20 protein-coding genes are annotated in these 20,139 nt (G+C 72.6%); 11 read left to right on the top strand and 9 right to left on the bottom strand.

Annotation, left to right across the window (positions count from 1 at the left end; genetic code table 11):
• Positions 1 to 156 precede the first annotated feature (156 nt).
• Positions 157 to 1,431 carry an aldehyde dehydrogenase family protein gene (locus tag MVG78_RS08615; protein ID WP_247559996.1) on the top strand — a complete coding sequence of 425 codons (1,275 nt, stop codon included), beginning with the start codon at positions 157 to 159 and terminating at the stop codon, positions 1,429 to 1,431.
• 168 nt (positions 1,432 to 1,599) lie between these two features.
• Here MVG78_RS08615 and MVG78_RS08610 read toward each other — a convergent pair whose 3' ends face one another.
• Positions 1,600 to 2,337: an outer membrane lipoprotein gene (locus MVG78_RS08610; RefSeq protein WP_247559994.1), complete on the bottom strand. Its 738-nt coding sequence runs from the start codon at positions 2,335 to 2,337 to the stop codon at positions 1,600 to 1,602.
• Between the two features lie 150 nt (positions 2,338 to 2,487).
• A complete protein-coding gene (locus MVG78_RS08605) occupies positions 2,488 to 4,440 on the bottom strand; it encodes a DEAD/DEAH box helicase (RefSeq protein WP_247559993.1) in 1,953 nt (650 codons plus the stop codon).
• A 220-nt stretch (positions 4,441 to 4,660) separates the two neighbouring features.
• Here MVG78_RS08605 and MVG78_RS08600 point away from each other — a divergent pair, with 220 nt between their 5' ends.
• From MVG78_RS08600 to MVG78_RS08580, 5 genes are all read left to right on the top strand, one after another.
• Entirely contained in the window at positions 4,661 to 5,155 is a 495-nt protein-coding gene (locus MVG78_RS08600; RefSeq protein WP_247559991.1) for an MBL fold metallo-hydrolase, read from the top strand.
• A 32-nt stretch (positions 5,156 to 5,187) separates the two neighbouring features.
• On the top strand, positions 5,188 to 5,469 hold the full coding sequence (locus MVG78_RS08595) for a hypothetical protein (RefSeq protein ID WP_247559989.1): 282 nt from the start codon (positions 5,188 to 5,190) through the stop codon (positions 5,467 to 5,469).
• Between the two features lie 31 nt (positions 5,470 to 5,500).
• Positions 5,501 to 6,619 carry an anhydro-N-acetylmuramic acid kinase gene (locus tag MVG78_RS08590; protein WP_247559987.1) on the top strand — a complete coding sequence of 373 codons (1,119 nt, stop codon included), beginning with the start codon at positions 5,501 to 5,503 and terminating at the stop codon, positions 6,617 to 6,619.
• Positions 6,616 to 7,434, top strand: a complete 819-nt coding sequence (locus MVG78_RS08585) for a polysaccharide deacetylase family protein (RefSeq protein ID WP_247559985.1) — start codon at positions 6,616 to 6,618, stop codon at positions 7,432 to 7,434. The genes MVG78_RS08590 and MVG78_RS08585 overlap by 4 nt, the downstream gene beginning before the upstream one ends.
• Before the next feature lie 129 nt (positions 7,435 to 7,563).
• Positions 7,564 to 8,466 carry a glycosyltransferase family 2 protein gene (locus tag MVG78_RS08580; protein WP_247559983.1) on the top strand — a complete coding sequence of 301 codons (903 nt, stop codon included), beginning with the start codon at positions 7,564 to 7,566 and terminating at the stop codon, positions 8,464 to 8,466.
• Here the strand turns inward: MVG78_RS08580 and MVG78_RS08575 are convergent.
• Positions 8,388 to 8,915 (bottom strand): hypothetical protein, encoded by a 528-nt coding sequence (locus MVG78_RS08575; RefSeq protein ID WP_247559981.1) that lies wholly within the window; start codon positions 8,913 to 8,915, stop codon positions 8,388 to 8,390. The genes MVG78_RS08580 and MVG78_RS08575 overlap by 79 nt on opposite strands.
• 241 nt (positions 8,916 to 9,156) lie before the next feature.
• Here MVG78_RS08575 and MVG78_RS08570 point away from each other — a divergent pair, with 241 nt between their 5' ends.
• Both MVG78_RS08570 and MVG78_RS08565 read left to right on the top strand, forming a co-directional pair.
• Entirely contained in the window at positions 9,157 to 10,167 is a 1,011-nt protein-coding gene (locus tag MVG78_RS08570) for a DnaJ C-terminal domain-containing protein (protein WP_247559979.1), read from the top strand.
• Positions 10,164 to 10,490, top strand: coding sequence for a chaperone modulator CbpM (locus MVG78_RS08565; RefSeq protein ID WP_247559977.1), 327 nt, complete (start codon positions 10,164 to 10,166; stop codon positions 10,488 to 10,490). The genes MVG78_RS08570 and MVG78_RS08565 overlap by 4 nt, the downstream gene beginning before the upstream one ends.
• 6 nt (positions 10,491 to 10,496) lie before the next feature.
• On the opposite strand, the gene MVG78_RS08560 is transcribed toward MVG78_RS08565, so the two are convergent.
• From MVG78_RS08560 to MVG78_RS08540, 5 genes are all read right to left on the bottom strand, one after another.
• A complete protein-coding gene (locus MVG78_RS08560; RefSeq protein WP_247559975.1) occupies positions 10,497 to 11,543 on the bottom strand; it encodes a sulfate/molybdate ABC transporter ATP-binding protein in 1,047 nt (348 codons plus the stop codon).
• Between the two features lie 73 nt (positions 11,544 to 11,616).
• Positions 11,617 to 12,420, bottom strand: a complete 804-nt coding sequence (cysW, locus tag MVG78_RS08555) for a sulfate ABC transporter permease subunit CysW (protein WP_247559973.1) — start codon at positions 12,418 to 12,420, stop codon at positions 11,617 to 11,619.
• Positions 12,421 to 12,508: 88 nt separating this feature from the next.
• Positions 12,509 to 13,348 (bottom strand): sulfate ABC transporter permease subunit CysT, encoded by an 840-nt coding sequence (cysT, locus tag MVG78_RS08550; RefSeq protein ID WP_247559972.1) that lies wholly within the window; start codon positions 13,346 to 13,348, stop codon positions 12,509 to 12,511.
• Positions 13,345 to 14,379, bottom strand: coding sequence for a sulfate ABC transporter substrate-binding protein (locus tag MVG78_RS08545; RefSeq protein WP_282615064.1), 1,035 nt, complete (start codon positions 14,377 to 14,379; stop codon positions 13,345 to 13,347). Before MVG78_RS08545 ends, cysT begins: the two co-directional genes overlap by 4 nt.
• Positions 14,380 to 14,573: 194 nt before the next feature.
• Positions 14,574 to 16,310 carry an NADPH-dependent assimilatory sulfite reductase hemoprotein subunit gene (locus MVG78_RS08540; RefSeq protein WP_247559970.1) on the bottom strand — a complete coding sequence of 579 codons (1,737 nt, stop codon included), beginning with the start codon at positions 16,308 to 16,310 and terminating at the stop codon, positions 14,574 to 14,576.
• Positions 16,311 to 16,405: 95 nt separating this feature from the next.
• On the opposite strand from MVG78_RS08540, the gene cobA reads away from it, so the two are divergent.
• On the top strand, positions 16,406 to 17,248 hold the full coding sequence (gene cobA / locus MVG78_RS08535; RefSeq protein WP_247559968.1) for a uroporphyrinogen-III C-methyltransferase: 843 nt from the start codon (positions 16,406 to 16,408) through the stop codon (positions 17,246 to 17,248).
• Positions 17,249 to 17,435: 187 nt separating this feature from the next.
• On the opposite strand, the gene MVG78_RS08530 is transcribed toward cobA, so the two are convergent.
• Positions 17,436 to 17,882 carry an RrF2 family transcriptional regulator gene (locus tag MVG78_RS08530; RefSeq protein WP_247559966.1) on the bottom strand — a complete coding sequence of 149 codons (447 nt, stop codon included), beginning with the start codon at positions 17,880 to 17,882 and terminating at the stop codon, positions 17,436 to 17,438.
• 119 nt (positions 17,883 to 18,001) lie between these two features.
• On the opposite strand from MVG78_RS08530, the gene cysK reads away from it, so the two are divergent.
• A complete protein-coding gene (gene cysK / locus MVG78_RS08525) occupies positions 18,002 to 18,982 on the top strand; it encodes a cysteine synthase A (protein WP_247560350.1) in 981 nt (326 codons plus the stop codon).
• Between the two features lie 92 nt (positions 18,983 to 19,074).
• The gene (gene uvsE, locus MVG78_RS08520; protein WP_247559964.1) at positions 19,075 to 20,127 is read left to right on the top strand and encodes a UV DNA damage repair endonuclease UvsE; all 1,053 of its coding nucleotides are present in this window, start codon (positions 19,075 to 19,077) and stop codon (positions 20,125 to 20,127) included.
• Positions 20,128 to 20,139: the final 12 nt, after the last annotated feature.

The raw sequence follows: 20,139 nt of genomic DNA, 5'->3' as shown, positions 1-20,139 counted from the left end.
ACAGTGGTCACCATAGGCGCAACGGCGGACGCCCACCCCTCCTCGCGGAGCGCTCCTGGCGGGGTCTCGGGGGGATACTATCCCCCTGAGCGGAGGGTCCGGGAGGCAGAGCCTCCCGGTTCCCCGGCCCGATCACCCGAAACCTCCCCCGCCGCGGTGCTGGCGGCGCTGCGGGCCGCCGGGCCGGCGCCGGCACTCGCGGAGCGGCGCCGGCTGCTGGCGGCGCTGGCGGCGGAGCTGGTGCGGCAGTCGGAGGCGATCGTGGCGGCGGCGGATGCCGATTTCGGCGGGCGCGCGGCGGAGGACACTTTGCTGGGCGACGTGCTGGTGACGCTGCAGGCGGCCCGGCGGGCGCGGCGCTGGCTGCGCTGGTGGGCACGGCCGCGGCCGGTGCTGGCGCCCCTGCCCTTCCAGCCCTGCCTGGCCTGGACCGAGCCGGTGCCCAAGGGGGTGGTCGGGGTGATGGCGCCCTGGAACTACCCGGTCCAGCTCGCCCTCTGGCCGGCGCTGGAGGCCGTGGCGGCGGGCAACCGCGTGGCGATCAAGCCCAGCGAGCACACGCCCCGCTGCGCCGCGCTGCTGGAGGAGATCGTCGCCCGCGCCTGGGGCCCCGGCATCGCCCGGGTGGTGCAGGGCGATGCCGCGGTGGCGGCGGATTTCGCGGCGCAGCCCTGGAACCATCTGGTCTTCACCGGCGGTACGGAAACCGGGCGCAGGGTGGCCGGGGCCGCGGCGCCGAACCTCACGCCGCTGACCCTGGAACTCGGCGGGCAATGCGCCGCCCTGGTCCTGCCGGGGGCGAGGCTGGACCGGGCCGCCCAGGCCATTCTGGCCGCCAAGGCGCTGAATGCCGGGCAGACCTGCGTGGCCCCAGACACGGTGCTGCTGGTGGGCCATTCCCGCGCCGCCTTCGCCCGGGCCGCCCGCGCCACCGGCATCGCCCCGGAAAGCCGGATCGTGCCCTGGCAGGCGGAACGGCAGGCGCGCCTCGCGGCGGGCAGCGAGGTTCTGGCCGGAGGCCCGGGGAGGCGCTGCGCCTCGGCGGCGATGCAGGGGGAACGCTTCGGCCCGGTGCTCGGCCTGGTGGAATGCGCGGATCTGGCGGCGGCGCTCGGTTGGCTGCGCGCCCGCCCGGCGCCGCTGGCCCTCTCGCTCTTCGGCGCCAGCCGGGAGGAGGAACGGCGGATCGCGGCGGAAAGCCGCGCCGGCGCCATCGCCTGCGGCCGGGCGCTGGATCATGTGGGCTTCCCCAACCTGCCCTTCGGAGGCGTGGGGGGCTCAGGCCATGGCCGCTACCACGGCTTCGCCGGCTTCGCGGAGTTCAGCGACTGGCGCGCCCGGGTGCGGCACGGCCCCTTCGCCCTGGCCCGGCTGCTCGACCCGCCGCGCGGCGGCTTCGCGCGGAAGCTGGCCCGGCGGCTGGTGCGATGACCCCTTCAGAGCCCGATTGAGAATGGAGCGGCGGAGGACTGGCGAGGGATTTTTCGTGCTGGGCAGGAAGGTCCGCCGCCCCGATGCGGGGCATCGGGGCAAGGGCCTGACGCCCCCGGCGCGGAAAAGACCCGCCAGACCGACCCGCGGCCATTCTTAATCGGGCTCTCAGAGCCCGATCGTCGGGAAGCCCGGGAAGAGCGAGCGCGAGGCCGGGCTGGCGGCCGGGGTTTCCGCCGGCCTGGAGGGTTCGGCTGAGGCCGGAGGCGACAGAGGCGCGGTTTCCACCGGCGCGGGGGGCGGGGCGGGCGCACCGGCCGGGGCGCTGCCCGGCGCGGCGGTGCCGCCGGCCGTCCCCGCTGGCGCGGAGGCACCCGGCGGCTGGGCCGGCGCAGCATGCGGGGCGGCGGCCGCGCCGCCCGGCTGTTCGGCCACCGTGTAGTCCGGCACCACCCTCGCCTGGTTGCCGGTGATCACCAGCACCTTCTGCCCGATGGCCAGCGGCACCTTGTCCACCTGGGTGACGGAAAGCAGCTCCCCGTTCGTCTTGCGCACGATGTACTCATAGCCGTCGGTGTCGCCGGTCGCACGCTCCGCCGCCGAGCCGAGCAGCCCGCCGATCAGCCCGCCGCCGATCGCGCCGAAGGCCCCGGCCGTGCTGCCCTGCCCCACCGTCGAGCCGGCGATGCCGCCCGCCGCCGCGCCCGCTGTCGCGCCGGTGGTGCCATCGGCGCGTATGCCGATCGGGCGCACCCCGGCGACGGTGCCCTGTTCCACCTTGTTCGCCTGCTGCACGGCCCGCGTGGCATAGGTGTCGGGCGTATAGTCCGCGCCGCACCCCGCCAGGAGGACGTAGAGCAGCAGGGCAGGCCGTCGCGGCGTCAGCATTCCGGCGGGAAGGCCCATGGCATCGCTCTGTCCATCGTGATCGCGCCCCCGTTCTCGCGAACCGGCGCCCGCTGGCCGGCGGCGCACCGGGGCCAGGGGCCGCAGGCGGCCCGCACCGGCATCGCCGGAGGTTTCCGGGGGCGGAGGTAAAGCCAGCGGCGCCGCGTCTCAAGCCTGTTTGCGCCCGGTCTGCCGCGCGGGCAGCGCGTCCTCCCGCCCCGCCTCCCGCACCGGGATGCGCCGCGCGGCGGGGCGCCCGACCGGCGGCCGCCAGTCCTGGCGCTGCCGCGCCGCCCAGTCATAGCGGTGGTCGCCCTCCAGCAGATGGAGATGGTCGGACAGCCGGTTCCGCTCCAGCCAGGACACTGCCGCCTCCAGCTCCGGCAGGGTCATCTCCGCCCGCCCCTTGTTGCCCAGCACGCGCTTCAGCGCGGCGTTGTAGGCGTGGTAGGTGCCCTGGCCGCGCGGCGCATGCAGCGCCCCCTCATCCTCCACCACCTGCGCCGCCACCAGTTCGCCGACCCGCGCGCGCAGCCGCCGCTCGGCGATCGAGGGCGCCTCGAAGAGCTCCTGCTGCGGCTCGGCGAATTCCGGGCGCCGCTGCGCCAGGTCCGGCCCCGGGCGCAGGGTGGAAAGCCGCAGCGCCAGCGCGTTGCTTTCCAGCGGCACGATCCCTTCCCGCTCCCGCGCCTCCTCCCGCATCTCCTTCAGCCAGAGCGGCAGCACACCCTGGCGCGGGGGCTTCGGCGCGCGGGCGCGGGTGCCCTGCTCCTCCTCCATCCGCCAGCGGAACTGGCCGAAGAAGGGGTCGTCCGGGTGGAAGACCAGCGCCTGCTGCTCCTCATAGGGTCCGGCCTGGTGATCGACCCGCGTGGCGCGGGCCACCATCTGCTCCAGCCAGGGGCGGGAGCGGATATGCGTCAGTGCCGCCACCACGGCGACCTCGGGCGCGTCCAGCCCCTCATAGGCCATGGCCACCGTCACCAGGATCGACGGCTCCGGCCGCAGGCGGAAGGCCGCCAGCACCTCATGCGCATCGCGCTCGTCCGAGGTCGCGAGACGCAGGTTCTCCGCCTGCCGCGCCGGCACCCAGCGCCGCAGCATGTCCAGATAGAGCCGCGCGCAGCTCTGGTCCGGTGCCACCACCAGCAGCTTGCCGAGGCCGCGCGCGCCCTCCCCCGCCACCAGCCCGCGGGCGCGGCGCCGCTTCGCCCGCAGGTCGCGTGTCGCCTCGAAGGCATGGCGCAGCAGGGTTTCCGCGAAGCCGGTGCGCAGCGCGGTGAACAGGGCGGGCCGCGTCGTTTCCCCGGGCACGCTGGCCGAGAGCCGGTGTGGCCCCACCGTGGCGCGCGCCCCGTCCGGCCCGGCGGCGTCGAGCCAGGAAGCCTCTCCGTCCAGCGCGCCGAAGGTCACCGGCAACACCGCGCGCTCGGCCAGGGCCTGGGCGCGGGAATAGCCGACCACCGCCCAGCCCGGCGCATCCAGGTCGACCTCGTGCGTCGCCGCCTTCGCCCCGCGCCTGTACGGCAGCCACAGGATGCGCCGCCCATCCGCCCGCTCCAGCGTACCGGACAGCAGCAGCCGCACCCGCGCGCATTCCAGCAGCGGCAGCAGCGCGGCGGACCAGGCGGCGGCCTCGTCCACCGCCTCGCCCTCCCCGCGCGCCCGCCCACCCGGGTCCAGCTCGGCCAGCGCCGGCAGATGATGCACCTCGTCCACCACCAGCAGCGTCCGGTGCCGCTGGAACTCGGCCAGATGCAGGTCCGGCGCCGCCGCCACGCCCTGATAGGTGGTCACATAGCCCTGCAGCCCGCGGCACGGGTCCGGCGCGTTCTCGGCCGCCCGCACGGAAACGCGGTGCCCCAGCGCCTGCCGCCAGAGCGGATCGGCGAAGGCTTCCTCGGCCTGGAGGCGCAGGCTGTCACGCGGCACCACCCAGCAGACGCGCTCGACGATCCCCGCCTCGATCAGCTCATGCGCCATCAGCACCGGCAGCAGCGACTTGCCGCCCCCCGGCGTCACGGCGGCCAGCAGGTCGCGCGCCTCCGCACCGCCGGCGATGGCCCGGGCGATGGCCAGGATGCGCCGCTGATGGTCGCGCAGCGGCCGTGCGGGCAGCATCAGCGCCCTGCCGTCATGGGCGGACCATCATGCGTTTGCGGAAAGTTCCTGAGACATTCCATGAACATGCAGGAAGAAATCCACATGTCCACCGATTCTCTGTGAATAGCGGGGATTATTTCCCCTGGTTGGGCCTGGGCTTTCCCGGACCCGGCCGCGGCGCTAGCCTTCCGCGCGGGCCGATGGCGGCGAAGCGGTCCGGGAGGGGAGCGAACCCGGCATGGTCTTCCTGTGCAGAGCCTGCGGCACCTCCTATCCGCCCGCCGACGCGCCGCCGGCGGCCTGCCCGGTCTGCCAGGATGAGCGCCAGTTCGTCCCGGCGGAGGGCCAGGCCTGGATCGCACGGGGGGATCTGCCGCGGACCCACCGCAACGCCTGGCACCGGCACGAGCCCGGCCTGTTCAGCCTGCAGACCGTGCCGGCCTTCGCCATCAACCAGCGCGCCTTCCTGCTCGCCACGCCTGCGGGAAACGTGCTGTGGGACTGCATCGCCCTGCTCGACCCGGCGACCGAGGCCCTGGTCCATGGCCTGGGCGGGCTGAGCGTCATCGCGATCTCCCATCCGCACTACTACACCACCATGCAGGACTGGGCCGCCGCCTTCGATGCGCCCATCCACTTGCACGCGGCGGACCGCGACTGGATCATGCGCCCCTCCCCCATCTCCGGCTCTGGGAGGGCGAGACGCTGGAACCCGCCCCCTCGGCGACGCTGATCCGGGCCGGTGGGCATTTCCCCGGCGGGACGGTGCTGCACTGGGGCGGCGCGGCGGATGGCACGGGCGTCCTGCTCGCCGGCGACATCGTGCAGGTGGCACCCGGCGCGCGGCGCGTCTCCTTCATGTGGAGCTATCCCAACATGATGCCCCTGCCCGCGGCGGAGGTGCGGCGTGTCGCGGACCGGCTGGCGCCCTGGTCTTTCGGGCGCATCCATGGCGCCTTCCAGGGGCAGGACGTGACGGCGGAGGGCGACGCGATCGTCGCCCGCTCGGCGGCCCGCTATATCGAACTCCTCGGCGGCACCCCGTAGAAGCTTCCGCCATCCCACCCGGAGTGCATCCATGCCCAGCCATCCCGCCGTCACCGCCATCGGGGTCATCAGCGGCACCTCCGTCGATGGGATCGACGTCGCCGCCCTCCGCAGTGATGGCGAATCGATGGTGGAACCGGGCGAGGGCCGGACCTACCCCTACGAGCCCGGCCTGCGCGCCGCCCTGCTGGAACTGGCGGCGCAGCCGGACCGGGTGCTGGCTGATCCGCTCACGGCGCTGGAGCAGGCGGTCACGGATTCGCATGCGGCGGCGGTGGAACGCTTCCTGGCCGAGACCGGCCTGCCGCGCGAGGAGGTCGCCGTGGTCGGCCTGCACGGGCAGACCGTGCTGCATCGGCCGGAGGCACGCTTCACCCGGCAGCTCGTCTTCGGCGACAAGGCCGCCGCGCGCCTGGGCCTGCCGGTGGTGGACCGCTTCCGTGACGCCGATGTGGCTGCGGGGGGCCAGGGGGCGCCGCTGGTGCCGCTCTATCACCGCGCCCTGGCGGCGGGGCTGGGTGAGACGGGGCCGCTCGCCGTGCTGAACCTGGGCGGGGTGGGCAACGTGACCTATCTCGACGGCGAGACGGTGATCGCCTTCGACACCGGCCCGGCCAATGCCATGCTGGACGACTTCCTGTTCCGTCGCACCGGCCGTGGCTTCGACGAGGGCGGGCGCCTGGCGCGCAGCGGCCGCGCCGATGCGGGGATCGTGGCGCGCTTCCTGGAGAACCCCTTCTTCGGGCGGCCCGTGCCAAAATCCCTTGACCGCAACGCCTTCGCCGCCACGCTCGGCTGGGTGGCAGCGCTGTCCGATGCCGATGGCGCGGCCACCCTGGCCGCCTGCACGGTGGAGGCCCAGGCCGCCGCCCTGCGCCACCTGCCCCGCCCGCCGCGCCGCTGGCTGGTCGCCGGGGGCGGGCGCCACAACGCGGTGCTGATGGATGGGCTGCGCCACCGACTCGGCGTGACGGTCGAGGCGGTGGAAACGGTCGGCTGGAACGGCGACTTCCTGGAGGCGCAGTGCTTCGGCTTCCTGGCGCTGCGCTCCCTGCGCGGCCTGCCGCTCAGCCTGCCCTCGACCACCGGCGTCGCGGCCCCCTTGACCGGCGGGCGCCGCCACGACCCAACCTCCTGGCCGCCGGCATGAATCCCCGGTCCTGGCCGCTCCGCTGGGAGTTGTCGCGCTGGCAGGCCCTGGGCCACCGGCCGCGCCTCTGGCTGCGCGACGATGATGCGCGGCAGCCCGGCGCCGCGCTGGACCGGCTGCTGGCGCTCTGCGCCGTGCATGGCGTGCCCTGCGCCATCGCCGCCATCCCGGATGGCCCGCTCGGAACCCTCGCCCGCCGGCTTCGCGCCGAGGCCGGCGTCACCGCCTTGCAGCACGGGGCGGATCACCGCAACCGCCGCGCCGCTGGCGAGCCCAGCGGTGAGTTCGCGCCGGACAACACCGCCGCCACGATCCGCCCCCTGCTGGCCGCGGGCACGGCCCGCTTCCGCGACGCCTTTCCGGCGGCGCCGCCCGCCTTCGTGCCGCCCTGGAACGCCCTGCATCCCGCCCTGCCCGCCCTGCTGCGCGAACAGGGCTTCACCAGCCTCTCCGCGCATGGCGGCCCTCCCGCGATCGAACAGGGGCTGCGGCGCCTCGACGTGCATCTCGACCTGCTGCGCTGGAAAGGCGGCCCCCGTGCCCGTCCGCGCGCGGTCCTGGCACGGCAGTTGCGCCAGGCGCTGCGCGCGCGCCGCCGCGCCGGCCGGTTCCGGCAGCCGATCGGCGTGCTGACGCATCACCTGGTCCAGGATGAGGAAAGCTGGACCCATCTGGACTGGCTGCTGCGCCTGCCGGGACTGCAATGGCTGTCCTTCAGCCGGGCGCTCGAGTCCGGCTTCGCCGACGCCGCCCCATTCGCCGTCATGGCCACGGGTGAGATTTTTCCGGGATCAGCGCACGGAACGCCATCGTGACAAAAAAAGCTTCCGCTATCACCTTTTCTTGAGTATTGTGACGCTATGTTGCCGGGGCCCCGTGCGGGTCCGGTGGCGCTGCCCCGGGCCGGGCAACAGGCCGCTCCCGATATCTCGCGAGGGTTCCCCATGGCCCGCCTCTCGGCCTTCGTCTGCGCCCATAACGAGGCCGAGCGTCTGCCAGCCTGCCTGGAGCGGCTGCGCTTCGCCGACGAGATCGTGGTGCTGCTGGACCGGTGCACCGATGCCTCGGCGGAGATCGCACGGACCATGGCCGACCGTGTCGTGTGCGGCGCCTTCCCGCTGGAGGGCCAGCGTCGCGCCGCCGCCCAGGATGCCTGCACCGGCGACTGGGTGCTCGAGATCGATGCCGACGAGGGCGTCACCCCCGCCTTGGCCAGGGAGATCCGCGGCCTCCTCGCCAGCGACCCGGCGGCGGACTGGTTCCTCATCCCCGTGGACAACCATATCGGCACGCATCTGGTGCGCCATGGCTGGGGCGGCTCCTTCGGCACCAGCGCCGTCGGACGCCTCTACCGCCGCGGTGCCAAGACCTGGCAGGACCAGCGCGTCCATCCCACGGCGCGCCTGGCCGGGCGGCAGGGGCCGACCCTGGGGCATGCCCTGCAGCACCAGCTCGACAGCGACATCTCCGACATGCTGGCGCGTCTGGACCGCTACACCCGCCTGCGGGCGGAGGATCTGCGCGAGAGCCGCACTCCCCTTCCCTCGCTCGCCTCGGACAGTTTCCGGGGCCTGCGCCGCTTCCTGAAATGCTACCTGTCCCGCCGCGGCTACCGCGAGGGCGGCTGGGGCTTCCTGATCGCCCTGATGGCGGCCCTCTACCCCATCCTGTCCAACCTCCGCGCCCGGCTGGAGGCCGGCGACGGCGCTCCACACCCCGTGCCGGAGCGCCAGTCCCGCCCCGCTTCCGCCGCACGCGCCGCGCTGGTTCAGCGGCCGATCGGCGCCATGCTCAGGCCGGGCACCGGAGCCGCGCCCACCGGCACCGGCGGCACCGGCGGCGCGTGATAGGCTGAACTGGCCGCGATGCTGTCCCGGTCGAGCGGGCGCATGCTCGGCATCGGCTGCCGCAGGCAGCCGCGGATGATGGGCGCGCAGACCCCGTCCGTCCCCACCCCGCGATCAGTGTCCCCGGCATAGACGAGCGCGGAGACACGTCCATCGGTCAGGCGGAAATTGGCGGTGCAGAAGGTGCCGCTGGAGCCGATCGTCACGCCGCCGCCGATGATCGGCAGGGTGGTGCTGATCTCCCCGCCCGAGGCGTTCCGCAGATGATAGGCGTAGAGCTCGTTCCGCTCGTCCAGGCGCTGGGTCTTATCGGGAATGCCGGCGCAGGTCTGCAGGTCCTGCGCGGTCATCCCGATCAGGTTGATCTGCGCCTGATGCGCCAGGCGCGACGCCTCATAGCCGCAGCCACCCAGCAACGGCATCCAGGCCAGAATGGCGAGATATCTCATGCGGTCTCCCGGATGCGGCCTCCCGGAGGAAGCCTGCCCCGGCCCCGCCAGTGGCAAACGGCGCTTGTTGCGGGCGCGATGGCCTCCGGGCACAGGACGCCACAGCCCGCGCCGGGTTGCATCATGCCCGCCCGTCGCGGCTTCGGCGTTGCGGCTGTGGCCCGGGGCGAAGGCGGAGCCTCTCCCCCGGGGCCAGGCAGGGGCGCGACGATCACCCGGCAGTTGCGTTACACTCCTCGCCATGGCCAAAGACGATCCCTACTCGATTCTCGGCGTCGGCCGGCAGGCCAGTCCGGACGAGATCCGCAAAGCCTTCCGCGCCATCGCCAAGAAGCACCACCCCGACCTCAACCCCGGCGACACGGTGGCGGAGGAGCGCTTCAAGGCGGCCAACGCCGCCCATGACCTGCTCTCCGATCCGGAGAAACGGGCCCGCTTCGACCGCGGCGAGATTGACGCCACCGGCCAGGAGGTCCCGCCGCGCCAGTACTGGCGCGACTATGCCGATGCTCCCGGCGCCGGCCGCTACCGCGCCGGGGCGAGGGCCGGCGGGGGAAGGGAAGGCTTCGGTGCCTCCGGCTTCGGGAGCGGCGAAGGCTTCGGCCCGGACGGTTTCGAGGGGCAGATCGACCCGGAGGATCTGGGCGACATCTTCGGCCAGTTCTTCCGCCAGAGGGGCGGCGAAGCCGGCGGCACGTCCCGCCCGCGCAAGGGCCAGGACAACCGCTACCATCTGGAGGTCCCCTTCCTCGACGTGGTGAACGGCGCGACCCAGCGCCTGACCCTGCCCGAAGGCGGGACGCTGGATGTCCGCATCCCGCCGGGGCTGGAGGACGGGCAGGTGCTGCGCCTGCGCGGCAAGGGCCAGCCCGGGCGCAACGGCGGCCCCGATGGCGACGCCCTGATCGAGATCGCGGTCCGGCCCCATCCGCTCTACCGGCGCCAGGGCCGCGACCTGGAGATGGACCTGCCCGTCACCTTCGCCGAGGCGATCCTGGGCGGGCGGGTGGCCGTGCCGACGCCGCGCGGCGAGGTGACGCTCACCGTGCCGCCGCGTTCCGACGCCGGCACCCGTCTGCGGCTGCGCGGGCGCGGCGTGGCCGAGCATGGCGGCCAGCCTGCCGGCGACCTCTATGTCACGCTGCGGCTGGTGCTGGGGCCGGTGGATGACCGGATCGAGGAATTCCTGCGCGACTGGGCGAAGGACAAGAGCGGCGACGAAGCCCGCCAGGAGATGAGGAGGCAGGCATGATCACCGTCACCACCGTGCTGCAGCAGGTCCGGGGCCTGGACGAGCAGACGCTGCGGAGCTGGATCGCGCAGGACTGGGTGCGTCCTGTCCGGCGCGGCGAGGAGACCGTGTTCGAGGAGATCGACCTCGCCCGGCTGCGCCTGATCCTGGAACTGCGCGATCAGCTCGAGGTCGGGGAAACGGCGATGCCCGTGGTGCTCTCGCTGCTCGACCAGCTCCATGCCACCCGCCGCCACATGCGCCGCCTCTGCGAGATGCTGGACGCCGCCGGGCCCGAGGACCGGGTGCGCGACCTCCTGAGCCACCTGGGGGCAGGCCGCTAAGGACCGTCAGTCCATCGCACCGCGGGGAAAGACCGAGGCCGAGAGCAGGCGGAGCGTACAGGAATCCCCCCGCCGCGCCTCCCGCCAGTCCGGCTCGGGCAGGACATCGAGCACCGGCCCGTCGCCGCCCGCCGAGACCTGGAGGCGCAGGCCGCGCGGGTCCTGCCGGGCCTGGCGCACTGCCCAGGGTCCTTCCCCCGGGCTCGCGAGGAGGTCATGGGCGCGCAGGAAGGCCAGGGCCGGGCCGTCCGGCAGTGCCACCGCGACCGGCGGCAGGGGCAGCGCTCCGAAATGCGCCCGCCCATCCCGGACGGTGCAATCGAGCCGGTTCGCCTCCCCCAGGAAACCCGCCACGAAGGCACTGGCCGGGCGTGCCAGGATGGCGGTGGGGGTGTCGAACTGCTCGATCCGCCCGGCGCGCAGCACCGCCACCCGGTCGGCGATCTCCATCGCCTCCTCCTGGTCATGCGTGACGAAGACGCTGGTCAGGCCGAGCTTCTCGTGCAGGTCGCGCAGCCAGCCGCGCAGGTTCTTGCGCACCTGCGCGTCCAGCGCCGAGAAGGGTTCGTCCAGCAGCAGCAGCGCGGGCTCGATCGCGAGCGCCCGGGCCAGCGCCACGCGCTGCCTCTGCCCGCCGGAGATCTGGTCGGGGTAGCGGCGCTCCAGCTCGGCGATCTGCACCAGGGACAGCAGGCGCCGCACACGCTCGCCGATCTCGCGCTCGGGCGGCCGCGCGGCGCGCGGACGCACGCGCAGACCGAAGGCGACATTCTCGAAGACGCTCATGTGCCGGAACAGGGCGTAGTTCTGCGGCACAAAGCCGATGCCGCGCAGCCGCGCCGGCAGCGCGGCGACGTCCCGGCCGTCGATCCGCACCTGCCCGGCATCCGGAAAGTCCAGCCCGGCCAGGATGCGCAGCAGCGTGGTCTTGCCGGAGCCGGAGGGCCCCAGCAGGGCCACGAACTCGCCATCGCCGACAGCGAGTTCCACGGAATCCAGCGCCAGCAGGCCGGGCTGGAAGCTGCGGGAGATGCCCAGGACCTCGACGCTCATCCCCGCATCATCCCTTCGCAAGGCAGCGCGCCGGAAGGCGGCAGACCGGCACGCCCGGGGGTCATCGTCACATTCAATGCTCCAGCAAAGCCCTGCGGCCGGACAGACGTTCCAGCACGATCTTGGCGCAGAGGGTAACGAGGGCCAGCGAGGCCAGCAGCGCCGCCACGGCGAAGGCGCCGACGAACTGGTACTCGTTGTAGAGGATCTCGACATGCAGCGGCAGCGTGTTGGTCTCCCCCCGGATATGGCCGGACACCACGGCCACGGCGCCGAACTCCCCCATGGCGCGGGCATTGCAGAGCAGGACGCCGGCCAGCAGCGCCCATTTCACGTCGGGCAGCGTGACACGCCAGAAGGTCTGCCAGCCGGTGGCCCCCAGCGTGGCCGCGGTCTCCTCCGCCTCCCGCCCCTGTTCCTGCATCAGCGGGATCAGCGTGCGGGCCACGAAGGGAAAGGTGACGAAGACCGTCGCCAGCACCAGCCCCGGCAGGGCGAAGATGATCTGGACGCCATGCGCCTGCAGCCAGGGGCCGAACCAGCCCTGGGCGCCGAAGAGCAGCACCCAGACCAGGCCCGAGATCACCGGCGAGACCGAGAAGGGCAGCTCGATCAGCGTGGTGAGCAGGCGCTTGCCGGCGAAGTCGAACTTGGCGATGCACCAGGAGGCCGCCACCCCGCCCAGCGTGTTCACCGGCACCGCGATCGCCGCCACCAGCAGGGTGAGGCGCATCGCGGACAGCGTGTCCGGATCGGACAGCGCCGCGGCAACCGGTGGCCAGCCGCGCCGGCTGGCCTCGGCGAAGACGGCCACGGTCGGCAGGAGGAGGAACAGGCCCAGAGCGAGCACCGCCAGCAGCAGCAGCAGCACCCGCATCACCCGCGGATCCTCCGCCGCCGGGTGCCCTCCCCAGCCGGGGCCGAAACCGGGGGCTTGACCGGGGGCTGGAACGGGGCCGGGCGGCTCAGCGGCGGCCCCTGCGCAGCCAGCGCTGCGCGAGGTTCAGGCAAAGCAGCACGGCGAAGGAGATCAGCAGCATGGCCAGCCCGATCGCGGCCGCCCCGGCATAGTCGAACTGTTCCAGCCGGATGACGATCAGCAGCGGGGCGATCTCGCTTACCATCGGCATGTTGCCGGCGATGAAGATCACGCTGCCATATTCGCCCACGGCCCGCGCCAGGGACAGGCCGAAGCCGGTCAGAAGGGCGGGCGCCAGGGCGGGCAGCACCACGCGGCGCAGCACCTGCGGGCGGGAGGCGCCGAGCGTGGCCGCCGCCTCCTCGGCCTCCAGCGACAGGTCGCGCAGCACCGGCTCCACCGTGCGTACCACGAAGGGCAGGCCGACGAAGGCCATGGCGACGATCACGCCCAGCGGCGTGAAGGCGACCTTGATGCCCAGTACCGCCAGCGGCTTGCCCAGCCAGCCATTGGTGGCGAAGAGCGCGGTCAGCGCCAGCCCCGCCACGGCGGTGGGCAGGGCGAAGGGCAGGTCCACCACCGCATCCATCAGCCGCCGTCCGGGAAACTGGTAGCGCACCAGGACCCAGGCCAGCAGCAGGCCCAGCGGCACGTCGACGAGCGCCGACAGGAAGGCGGCACCGAAGCTCAGCCGCAGCGCGGCCAGCACGCGCGGCTCGGCCAGCGAGGACAGCACGCCGGACAGGCCGAGTTCCCAGGGCCGCAGCACCAGTGCCAGCAGCGGCACGAGCACGATGGCCGTGAGCCAGAACAGGGTGACACCCAGGGCCAGGCCGAAGCCGGCCACCGGGTCACGGTGCGACGGGCGTATCCCGGCGGCCGTCATCGCCCGGGTTTGTAGATCCGGTCGAAGGAGCCGCCATCGGCGAAATGCGCCTTGTGGGCCGCGGCCCAGCCGCCGAAGCTGTCATCCACGGTGATCATCTCCAGCTTCGGGAAGGTGTTGCCGGCGGCGGCCAGCACGGCCGCGTCGCGTGGCCGGTAGAAGTTGCGGGCGGCGATCTTCTGCCCCTCCTCCGTATAGAGATAGCTCAGATAGGCTTCCGCCACGGCGCGGGTGCCCTTGCGCTCCACCACCTGGTCCACCACCGCCACCGAGGGCTCGGCCAGGATGGAGAGGGAGGGATAGACGATCTCGAACCTGTCGGCGCCGAATTCCTTGAAGGCGAGATGCGCCTCGTTCTCCCAGGCCAGCAGCACGTCGCCCTGGTCACGCTGGACGAAGGTGGTGGTGGATCCGCGCGCGCCGGTGTCCAGCACCGGCACGTTGCGGAACAGCTTCGTCACGAACTCTTCCGCCGTGGCGTCCGATCCTCCCGGCTGGCGCTTCGCCCAGGCCCAGGCGGCGAGGTAGTTCCAGCGCGCCCCGCCGGAGGTCTTGGGGTTCGGCGTGATGACGGAGACGCCATCCTTGACCAGGTCGCCCCAGTCCCGGATCGCCTTGGAATTCCCCTTCCGCACCAGCAGCACGATGGTGCTGGTATAGGGTGCGCTGTTGTGCGGCAGGCGGGTGATCCAGTCCTTGGCGATCAGCCCGCGCTCGGCGATGGCATCGATGTCATAGGCCAGGGCCAGCGTCACCACATCCGCCGGCTGGCCGTCGATCACCGAGCGTGCCTGGGCGCCCGAGCCACCATGGGATGTGCGGATCTGCAGGCGCTGGCCGCCATGGTCCTTCGCCCAATGCTCGATGAAGGCGGCGTTGAAGTCGCGATAGAGCTCGCGGGTCGGGTCGTAGCTGACATTCAGCAGCGGCGGCACCTGCTGCGCCGCGGCCTGGCGGCCTGCCAGCGGCGTGGCGCCCAGGCCGGCGGCGAGCGAGGCGGAGAGAACATGGCGTCGGTTCAGGCGAAGCAAGGCACGACTCCTTATCTTCTCTCGGACCGAAGCGCACGATGCTTCGTCCGGCGGGGCGAAGGCAAGCGGGGTCCGCTCAACTCCTGTTCAAGGTCTCGTTGAGCGGGCGCCTATGGGGATGATGCCCGGCGTGGGACACGCCAAGGGGATGATGCCCGGCGTGGGACACGCCGGGGCCAGGGGCCGGGCGGGGATCAGGCCGGGACAGGTTCTGCTCCCAGCGCCAGCAACGCATCGGGGCCGAGGCGGTGGCAGAAATCGCCGAAGCCCTCCTCGCCCCGCCGGTCGCCGGCGAAGGCGGCGAAAAGCGGCTCGAGCCGCGCCGCGATCTGCCCCTGCGGCACGCGCTCATGCAGCTTGAAGGACAGGCGCGTGCCCTCGAAATCGCCGCCCACGAAGATGGCGAAATGCCCGGGCACGCGGCCCACCAGCCCGATATCCCCGGCATAGGGGCGGGCGCAGCCATTGGGGCAGCCGGTGATGCGCAGGCTGATCCGCTCGTCCAGCAGGTCGTGCCGCTCCAGCGCCGCCTCGATCTCCGCCACCAGCGGGTCGCGCACCCGCTCCGCCTCGGTCAGCGCCAGGCCGCAGGTCGGCAGGGCCGGGCAGGCCAGGGCCCAGCGGGCCAGGGGCGAGAGCGATTCGGTAAGGGTCACGCCATGCTCGCGCAGCAGCGATTCCACCGCCTCGCGGGAATTGGCCGGCAGGTCGGCCAGGATCACGTCCTGCTGCGGCGTCAGCACCGGGTTGGCGCCCCAGCGCGTCACGACCTCCCGCAGCGCCGTGCGCAGCCGCACCCGTCCCTGGTCGGCGACACGGCCGGACGGAACGGGCACACCCAGCCAGAAGCGCCCGTCGCCCTGCTCGTGCCAGCCCAGCAGCTCCGGCAGGCGCAGGCGCGGCAGCGGCCCGGGATCGGCCAGTTCGCCGCCGAAATAGGGGGCGAGCTGTTCCCGTACCCAGTCCAGCCCGTAATCCTCGATCACGTATTTCAGCCGGGCGCGGCGGCGGTCGGTGCGGTCGCCATGGTCGCGCTGGAAGCGCACCACCGCCTCGGCGGCGTGCAGCAGGCGCTCGCGCGGCACCACCGTCACCGGCGTGGCCAGGCGGGGGAACGTGTCGGGCCGGTTGTGCGTCAGGCCGAGTCCGCCGCCGATGCAGACCTGATAGGCGCCGATGCCGCCCGCCCCATCCTCGATGGCGATGAAGCCCAGGTCGTTGGTCAGCACATCCGCCGTGTTGTCGGCCGGGTGGGCGAGGCCGATCTTGAACTTCCTGGGCAGGTAGGTGGCGCCATAGAGCGGCTCCTCCTCCGGCACGGCGGAAACCGGCTCCTCGTCCAGGAAGATCTCGTGATGCGCCCGGGTCCGCGGCAGCAGCTCCGAGGACAGCATCCGCGCATCCTCGACCAGTTGCCGGTGGATCGGGTCCCGCCGTGGCGCCGGGGTGGTGGTGACGTTGCGCACCACGTCGCCGCAGGCGGCCATGGTGGTCAACAGCATGCGGTTGATCGCGCCGATGGTCGGCTTCAGGTTTTCCCGCAGCACGCCGTGGAATTGCAGAGCCTGCCGCGTCGTCACACGCAGGGTGCCGTTGGAATAGAGATCGGCCAGCCCGTCCAGCGCGAGGTACTGCTCCGCCGTCAGCAGCCCCGCCGGGGCCCGGACGCGGACCATGAACTGCCATTCCTTGTCCAGCCCCGCCTGCTTGCGCGGCGTGGCGGTGTCACGGTCGAACTGTTCATAAGTTCCATGGAATTTCAGCAGGTTGAAACTGTCTTCGCTGACGCCGCCACGGGTCTCGGTACTGGCCAGCTCGGCCGCCACCCCGCCCCGCAGCCCACGGCTCGCCAGCTTGCTGATCTCCACCCCCGTCGGCTTCTTCGCGGTCGTGCCCGCGGTGCCGTCCTGGATCGTGCCGGTCTGAGCCATATGCGAAAAGCGCCTTAAACCTCTTGATCTGAGTGAAATACCAATATTAGCTCATGTCAAACGTAGTTTAAGGCCAATCGCATGACGGTGCGCGCATGACAGGGGTGGATCACGGCTCGGCCCTGGCCGCCGGAGACGCGCCCCGGCCGGGCGAGGTCTGGCTGGTCGGTGCCGGGCCGGGCGATCCCGCGCTGCTGACCCTGCGCGCGGCGGAGGCGCTGCGCCGGGCCGACCTGGTGCTCCATGACGCCCTGCCGGGGCGTGGCGTGCTGCGCCTGGCCAATCCCGTGGCCACGCTGGTGCCGGTGGGCAAGCGCAAGGGCGCGGCAGCGCTGTCCCAGGCGAAGATCAACGCCCGGCTGATCGCGGGGGCCAGGGCCGGACAGCGCGTGGTGCGGCTGAAGGGCGGCGATCCCTTCCTCTTCGCCCGGGGCGGCGAGGAAGCCGCCGCGCTGACCGCCGCCGGCATCCCCTGGCGCGTGGTGCCAGGGGTCAGCGCCGGCCTCGCCGCCCCGGCGGCGGCGGGCATTCCCCTCACCCAGCGCGGCATCGCCAGCGCCGTCACCTTCATCACAGGCCATGACGAGGCGGGCAACCTGCCCGACAGCGTGGACTGGGCCGCGCTCGGCCGCGGCGGCGGCACGGTGGTGGCCTTCATGGCGCTGAGCCGGCTGGACGAAATCGCCCTGCGCCTGCTGGCCTGCGGCCGCGGGCCGGACACGCCGGTGGCCATCGTCGCCCAGGCCAGCCTGCCGGGGCAGTGCACGCTGCGCACCACGCTGGGCCGTTGCAGCCTCGCCGCCCGGGCCGCCGGCCTGCCGACGCCGGCGCTGGTGGTGGTGGGCGAGGTCGCCGGCCTCGCCGCCATGCTGCTGCCCGGCCTGGAGGCGGAAGTGTCCCGGGCCGAAACGGCGCTGCCGGCGGGAAAGCGGGCCTGAGCCTCATGCGCGACCCAAAGGGGCGGAAACCGGAGGAGGAAGCCATGGAAGCCGAGATCGAGGCCCTGCTGTTGCAGGAGGCCGATCAGGCCCCGTTGTCCCTGGCCATTGCCGCGACCATCCTGGCGCTGATGACCTGGATCTCGCCGCTGCTCTGATCCGCCCCGCCGCGATTCGCAGCCGGGATTCAGATGGCGAAGTTCAGCGGCTCCGTGGAAGGGCGCTTGAGGCCGCGCGCCTGGGCACGGCGCAGCAGGTCGTCCAGGGTCATCCCCTCCAGCCGCTCCCGCAGCAAGCCCTCCATCTCCCCCCAGAGCGGCGCCACCACGGCGGCCTGGAGCTGGCCGGTCATGTCCGGGCTCTCCTCCTCCTCGGCCAGGGCGGACACCACGTCCCAGAGGCGGATGTCGCGCGGCCGGCGGGCAAGGCGGTAGCCGCCGCGCGGGCCGCGCGTGCTGTCCAGCAGCCCGGCGCGGGACAGGGCCTGGAAGACCGGCTCGATCCCCCGCTTGGCCGCGCCGAGGCGGTCCGCGATGTCCCCGCCGCTCGCCACCTCCGCGCCGCGCCCGATATGGAAGGCGACATCCAGCATCACGGAAATGGCGGTGAGGGCTCGATCCTGTTTCAGCAGCATGGGCGCAACAACATGGGGTTTGGGCCGTTCCTTTCCCGGATGCCCCCTAAAATACGCCGCCGCACCGTGGTAATCCAGCCGGTGCGATGAAAGAAGACACGACGTCCCCCTCCCCCGCCATGCCGGAGGAACGGTCCCGCCTCCCGCCGAGCCAGCACAGGGGCCGCCTGTACGACAGCGTGCTCGACCTCGTGGGCGCCACACCGCTGGTCCGCCTGCCGAGGCTGGAGGCCGCCGAAGCCCTGCCGGCGCGCCTGGCGCTGAAGCTGGAATTCTTCAATCCGCTCGGCTCGGTGAAGGACCGGATCGGCCTGGCCATGGTGGAGGCCGCCGAGCGCCAGGGGCTGATCCGGCCCGGCCACTCCACGCTGATCGAGCCCACCTCCGGCAACACCGGCATCGCCCTGGCCTTCGTGGCCGCCGCCAAGGGCTATGCGCTGACCGTGGTGATGCCCGACGGCGCCTCGGTGGAGCGGCAGAAGATGATCCGCCTGATGGGCGGGCATGTGGAGCTGACGCCCGCCCGGCGCGGCATGTCCGGGGCCATCGCCCGGGCCGAGGCCATCGCCGCCGCCACGCCCGGCGCCTGGATTCCACGCCAGTTCGACAACGAGGCCAATCCGGAGATCCATGCCGCGACCACGGCCGAGGAGATCTGGGCCGATACCGGTGGCGAGGTGGATGCCATCGTCAGCGGCATCGGCACCGGCGGTACGCTGACCGGCATCGCCAGGACGCTGAAGCCGCGCCGCGCCAGCCTGCGCATCATCGGCGTGGAGCCGCGGGAAAGCGCCGTGCTCTCGGCCGGGGACGATCCGGGGCCGCACGACATCCAGGGCATCGGTGCCGGTTTCAAGCCGGGGGTACTGGAGCTGGAGCGGCTGGACCAGATCCGCGCGGTGGGCGAATCCGACGCCATGGCCATGGCCCGGCGCTGCGCGCGGCTGGAGGGCCTGCCGGTCGGCATCTCCTCCGGCGCCGTGCTGCATGCGATGGTGGAGGTGGCGCGGGACCCGGCGATGGAGGGCCGTCTGGTCGTCGGCATCGCCGCCTCCTTCGCGGAACGCTACCTCTCCACGGCGCTGTTCCAGGGGCTGTAGCCGCCGGGGAACGCACGCTTTGGCGAGGCCCCCGAACCCCGCTCGCCAGACCGCGTTGGCGACGGGTGGGATTCGGGGGAAAGACGGACGGCATGGCCGCACAGGAAACGCTGCGCCTCGGCTTTCCCGTCAAGCTGATGGGCGCGCCGGAGATCCGGAGCAACGACACGCGGCGCTGGCAGAGCGCGCCGCATCTCCGGGTCTCGCTGGAGTACATGCACCGGGCGCTGGACTATCTCGGCCGGCACGGCATCCGGATGTACCGGATGTCCTCCGACCTCGCGCCCTATGCCACGCATCCTGACATGCCGCAGTTCCACGGCATGATCGCGGAAAGCGATGCGGAGCTGCGCGCCTTCGGCGCCCGGGCGCGGGAGATGGATATCCGGCTCTCCTTCCATCCCTCGCAGTTCATCGTGCTGAACAGCCCCGACACGGCACTGGTGGAGAAGAGCATCCGGGACCTCGCTGCCCAGGCGGAGATGCTGGACCGCATGGAGCTCGGCCCGGAGGCCGTGGTGGTGGTGCATGTCGGCGGCACCTATGGCGACGTGCCCGCCAGCCGGGAGCGCTGGGTACGCTGCTGGGAGGAGAGGCTGCCGGAACCGGTGCGCCGCCGCCTGGTGCTGGAGAATGACGACCTGCGCTTCTCCGCCGCCGACGTGCTCTGGATTCAGGAGCGGACCGGCGTGCGGCTGATCTTCGACCACCAGCATTTCTGGTGCCTGAACCCCGAGGGGCTGGCGATGCGGCCGACCCTGGAACGCTTCCTGCGCTCCTGGCCCGCAGGGGTACGCCCGAAATGCCACTTCTCCTCGCCCCGCACGGAGCTGCGCGAGACGCAGCGCAAGGATCGCCGGACGGGCAAGAACAAGACCGTGCTCGTGCCGCCCGTCTGGACGGGCCATGCGGACTACTGCAACCCCTTCGAGTTCATCACCTTCATGCGGCTCGCCGAAGGTCTGGAATTCGACGTGATGCTGGAGGCCAAGGCCAAGGACCTCGCGCTGATCCGGTTGCGGCCGGACCTGCTGCGCTACGCCCCCGATGTCGCCCGGCGCTTCGGCCTCCAGCCGGGAGAGACGGAACGCCTGGAGGCGGAGGAGGCGGCTTTGCTGGAGGAGGAGATCCCGGCCGGGGCCTGACCTTTCGGCGGG

It is taken from the genome of Roseomonas gilardii subsp. gilardii, from assembly GCF_023078375.1.
GTDB classification, from domain to species: domain Bacteria; phylum Pseudomonadota; class Alphaproteobacteria; order Acetobacterales; family Acetobacteraceae; genus Roseomonas; species Roseomonas gilardii.
The sequence above is the reverse complement of the archived record's forward strand: the minus strand, read 5'-3'. Positions and strand labels throughout refer to the sequence as shown.